The sequence below is a fragment of the Methylophaga sp. UBA1464 genome, assembly GCF_002325665.1.
GTDB lineage: Bacteria > Pseudomonadota > Gammaproteobacteria > Nitrosococcales > Methylophagaceae > Methylophaga.
Genome location: NZ_DCSO01000085.1, coordinates 14749 through 19704 on the forward strand (window position 1 = coordinate 14749; position 4956 = coordinate 19704).

The 4956-nt window shown below is 47.7% G+C and carries 4 protein-coding genes; 1 reads left to right on the plus strand and 3 read right to left on the minus strand.

Translation table 11 applies throughout. The features are described 5' to 3' along the window. The 3 genes from B3O33_RS10835 to rluC form a co-directional block, all read right to left on the minus strand. A partial coding sequence (locus B3O33_RS10835; RefSeq protein ID WP_292363573.1) for a S49 family peptidase occupies positions 1-686 on the minus strand: 686 nt, incomplete at its 3' end. A gap of 44 nt (positions 687-730) precedes the next feature. After that, positions 731-1393 (minus strand): HAD-IA family hydrolase, encoded by a 663-nt coding sequence (locus B3O33_RS10840; protein ID WP_292362284.1) that lies wholly within the window; start codon positions 1391-1393, stop codon positions 731-733. After that, positions 1390-2349, minus strand: coding sequence for a 23S rRNA pseudouridine(955/2504/2580) synthase RluC (gene rluC, locus B3O33_RS10845; protein WP_292362285.1), 960 nt, complete (start codon positions 2347-2349; stop codon positions 1390-1392). Before rluC ends, B3O33_RS10840 begins: the two co-directional genes overlap by 4 nt. Before the next feature lie 539 nt (positions 2350-2888). On the opposite strand from rluC, the gene B3O33_RS10850 reads away from it, so the two are divergent. Continuing rightward, on the plus strand, positions 2889-4956 hold a 2068-nt coding region (locus B3O33_RS10850; RefSeq protein WP_292363574.1), incomplete at its 3' end, for an Rne/Rng family ribonuclease.

The following is a 4956-nucleotide window of genomic DNA, read 5'->3' on the forward strand; positions in this document are numbered from 1 at the left end:
GGGGCGTGCTCAACATCCTGTTCTTTAAGGGGCATAAACGGATCCAGGAAGGCTTTATTGTCGCCCGCGGTTAATGAGCGCCTCTCAACACCCAGTTTATCCATCGCTTCGGTAAAGCCAAAACTATCCATGCGAACCCCGATAGAACCGACAATACTGGCTTTATCAGCGTAAATTTCATCAGCCGCCACCGCAATATAATACCCGCCTGATGCACAGACATCCTGAATCACGGCATAAACCGGAAAGTCGGGACGTGTCGTACGTAAACGGGTAATTTCATCATTGATGACGCCGGATTGAACCGGACTGCCGCCTGGCGTGTTCATGCGAATAATCAAACCTTTGGCCTGTGGACTCTCAAATGCATCACGAATACCCGTTACAACACGATCTGCACTGGCTTCTGTCTCTGGCGCGATCACGCCGTTTACTTCAACCAATGCGGTGTGGGGGCCGGAGGGTAGGTTGCTTCCACCAAACGGTCTCGTCATTAGAAATATTGCAACAAGATAAAGCAGTATCAGGAATTTGAATACATATCCCCAGCGGCGTGAGGCGCGTTGCTCTTTTATGGCAGCAAAAGCGAGGTCTTGTAAGATTTTACGTTCCCATTGGTCATTTTGTGCTGCAGCACTCTGTGAATCTTGTTTGTGTTCCGGTGGGAAGTCGCCAAAAGTTGCCATTGTGTTTCATCCTGAACAATTAAAGTTAGTGGGTCACATCATAATCAAAACCGTTGGTTGTTGCCATGCAACCATTCATCCAATGCAAATAAGTCATCCACAATATGAAATGGCTTACAGGCTTGTAAACGATCCAAAGCATGCGCGCCGTGTGTTACAGCAACACTTTTCGCCCCGGCATTATGTGCCATAAGCAGATCAAATTCTGTATCGCCAATCATCATCGTGGAGTCTGCTTCAACACCACAGAAGCTTATCAACTCTTCAAGCATTTGCGGATGCGGTTTGGAATGGCACTCATCAGCACAGCGGGTAGCGGTAAATAAATCAGCCAAACCGGTAGCAGCAAGAACTTTGTCCAGACCCCGACGACCTTTACCTGTCGCGACACCAAGGAAAATATTCTGATCAGCCAGTTTATGCAATAACTCAACGGCATTATCAAACATTGGCAATTCATGCGGATGGTTCAGCCAGATTTCCCGATACGCCATGGCTAGTCGCTGAATATCGGCATCGGTGCTGTTCGGATAGAGTGTGCGGACGGCTTCGGGTAATCCCAAACCAATAATCTGGCTGATGGCGTTATCGGTTAATGGGGACAATTGCAACTTGTGAATAGCCTCCCGCATGCAGAATACGATATGGCCGGTGGAATCCATCAGGGTGCCATCCCAGTCGAAAACGATCATTTGATATTGACTCATGACCGGCCTTCCAGTTGCTTTAATACAGCTTTTAATGTGTCAGGTAATTCGGCATGAAAAGTCACCGGTTCATGAGTGATTGGATGCTTGATAGACAGTTGCCAGGCATGCAAAAACATGCGTTTTAAGCCGATTTGTTTAAGACGTTTATTAAATTCGCGGTTACCATATTTTTCATCACCGGCAACCGGATGTGATTGGCTGGCACTATGGACCCGAATCTGGTGTGTTCTACCGGTATAAAGTTTGGCAGCAACCAGCTGACATCCGGCAAAATCCTGTTTTACCTCAAATAGTGTCTTGGATTTTTTACCGTTAATATCCGGCGCCACCATGCGTTCACCTGAACTCAGCGTGTTTTTCTGTAAAGCCAGGTCAACGATATTTTCCTGAGCCGGCCAACGGCCCATGGTCAACGTAAGGTAGCGTTTATCCGTTTCAGAAGTTTTCATCTGCTCCTGCAGATTGAGCAGGGCCTCACGACTTTTGGCTATCACCAGACAACCCGAGGTATCGCGATCCAGTCGATGCACCAGTTCCACAAAACTATTTTGCGGACGGATAATGCGCATAGCCTCTATAACGCCTATCTGGATCTGGCTGCCAGCGTGTACTGCCAGACCCGAAGGTTTATTGATGACCAACAGTGCATCGTCTTCCAGTAGAATAGACTGTTCAAGTGCATCGGTCAGCGACTCTGATAATTCAGTGATAATTACTTTTTCACTGACCCGAAGCGGAGGGATTCGCACTTGATCACCGGCCTGTAGCCGGTAGGTCTGTTTAATGCGACCTTTGTTGACCCTAACTTCACCTTTGCGCAATGCACGATAAATCCGGCTTTTGGGAACGCCTTTTTCCAATGTAATCAAAAAATTATCAATACGTTGACCTGCCTGATCGGCCCTGATATCGATAAATTGAACTGCCGGTGATGCTTGTGGAGAATTCGCCATAGAATAATGTTAGGTTATTTCTTGCTGATGTGGTTGCAGACTGATATATTTCGCCGTTGGTCTGTACGTAAAATGAGGTCAGTATACCGACTTTCTGATGAACAGGCCTAAGCAAACGTCGCGCCCCCTAGGAATGGGGTTGATGCGGCTGAGGACACGAAACGAATTTGAATACGCTGAACAGGGGTTCAGTGATGCAGGGCTCCGCATAAGGAGCTTGTTTTTAAGAATAAGATGGTTCCCACGTCTGGCTACAGCAAAACAAATAGCAAAAAATGTACGAGACAGGGCGACGAAGTAAATAATCAAACGGTTTGTGGCTAAAGAGAGTCGCAAGCCGTTATGTAGCGTTGCAGAACCCTATTGCAGCCACAATGTGATGACATTGTATTAATGACCAGCAATCTGATGATTCGATGCTGGCAGTGCCCGACTAGTTGATTATATTGCTGATAAAACGCCGTTCTGGATCTGGGCAGGCTGATGCCGCCCGGCTTACTGGCTGTACCGACGCGTGAACCTCTAACTGAGGTTTATGAATGAAACGAATTTTAATTAACGCAACACACGAGGAAGAGTTGCGTGTCGCGATGGTCGATGGCCAGCGCTTGTTCGATCTGGATATCGACACCCCTTCCAGAGAGCAAAAGAAAGGCAATATTTATAAAGGTAAAATCACTCGTGTAGAACCCAGCCTTGAGGCTGTTTTTGTTGAATACGGTTCTGAACGCCAAGGCTTTCTGCCACTAAAAGAAATCAGTAAAACGTATTTCAGACAAACTAAAGATGACGGCGAAAATAATGGCCGCATTAATGTGCAGGATGTGCTTTCTGTTGGCCAGGAACTGGTTATTCAGATTGAAAAAGAAGAGCGTGGCAATAAAGGCGCTGCACTGACAACATTTATCAGCCTGGCAGGTCGTTATCTGGTTCTGATGCCAAACAGCCCACGTGCCGGTGGTATTTCTCGCCGCATTGAAGGCGATGATCGCGCTGAACTGCAAGAAGCCTTACGTGAGCTGGAAATCCCTGAAGGTATGGGCATGATTGTCCGCACAGCTGGGGTTGGCAAGCAAACTGAAGAACTGCAATGGGATCTGGAATATCTGGTTCAGTTATGGACAGCCATTGATTTAGCCACCAAAGACCGCGCTGCACCGTTTCTGGTGTATCAGGAAAGTAATATCATCATCCGTGCATTACGTGATTATTTACGTAAAGACATTGGTGAAATTCTGGTGGATTCCCCTGAGGTTTATCAAACCGGTTACGATTTCATGCGTATGGTGATGCCGCATGAATTAAGCAAATTCAAGCTGTATCAAGACAAAGTTCCATTATTTACCCGTTATCAGTTGGAAAGCCAGATTGAGAGCGCCTTCCGCCATGAAGTGCGTTTACCTTCCGGTGGTGCGCTGGTCATTGATCCAACGGAAGCGTTGATTTCAATTGATGTCAACTCGGCGCGTGCCAACAAGGGCGGTGATATTGAGGAAACTGCGCTCAACACCAATCTCGAAGCGGCAGAGGAAATTGCCCGTCAATTACGCTTGCGTGATTTGGGGGGGCTGGTGGTTATCGACTTTATTGATATGGGGCCAACCCGTAATCAGCGTGAAGTTGAAAACCGTTTGCGTGACCATTTGAAATCGGATCGGGCACGGGTGCAGATTGGCCGTATTTCCCGCTTTGGTTTGTTGGAAATGTCCCGTCAGCGTCTGCGTCCGGCATTAGGCGATGCACATCAGGAAGTCTGCCCGCGTTGCGCTGGTTTGGGCCATGTGAGAGGCGTTGAGTCCCTGGGTTTAGCGGTATTGCGTCTGGTGGAAGAAGAAGCGACCAAAGACAATGTCAGCCAACTGGTGATTCAATTGCCGGTTTCTGTTGCCACTTTTATGCTGAACGAAAAACGTGCTCAGATTGATGCGATTGAAAAACGTCACAATGTGCGTCTGGTGCTGATTCCTAATCCGCATCTGGAAACACCACATTACGATATCGAACGCATTAAAGATGGTAATGAAAAGCAGACCAGTAGCCATCAATTAATTACGACGCCAGAAATTGAAGCAACCGTTGTTTTAAAAGAAAAAGCCGTTTTGGAACAGCCTGCCGTTACCGGGATTGCTCCCATCGCTCCGGCGCCGATCATTAAACCTGCTGCGGCTGAGCGCAAACCAAGTCTGCTGAAGCGTTTATTAGGTGTCTTAACAGGAGCTCCTGTTGAAGAGTCTGTCGATACATCAAAGCAACGTGCCGCAGAAAAAGAGACTGATGTGGAAAAAGAAGCGAGAAATCAAAACCGTCGCAGTCGAGGTCGAAATAATAGCAATCGGCGAAATAACCGTCCCCGTCGTCCGGATGCTAATGCCAGTGATGAGCCGAAAAGTGCTAAAACTTCCGAATCTGCTTCAGCTGAAACCGTAGTGCCGGATAATAAGCCTGCAACGGATACGACTGGTGACGATAAAACACGTAATCCAAACGCAAAACGTTCGCGTCGTGGCGGACGCCGACGTCGTGGACGTGGTGAAGGTGATACAGCAGCTACGGGTGCCGTTACCACGGATTCTGTAGAAAAAGCTGAACCCGTCGAAAAAGGCAACT

What these genes read in the sequence shown, in the direction of transcription:
- B3O33_RS10840 (WP_292362284.1), bottom strand. Translation starts at nt 1,393, where the DNA reads ATGAGTCAATATCAAATGATCGTTTTCGACTGGGATGGCACCCTGATG.
- rluC (WP_292362285.1), bottom strand. Translation starts at nt 2,349, where the DNA reads ATGGCGAATTCTCCACAAGCATCACCGGCAGTTCAATTTATCGATATC.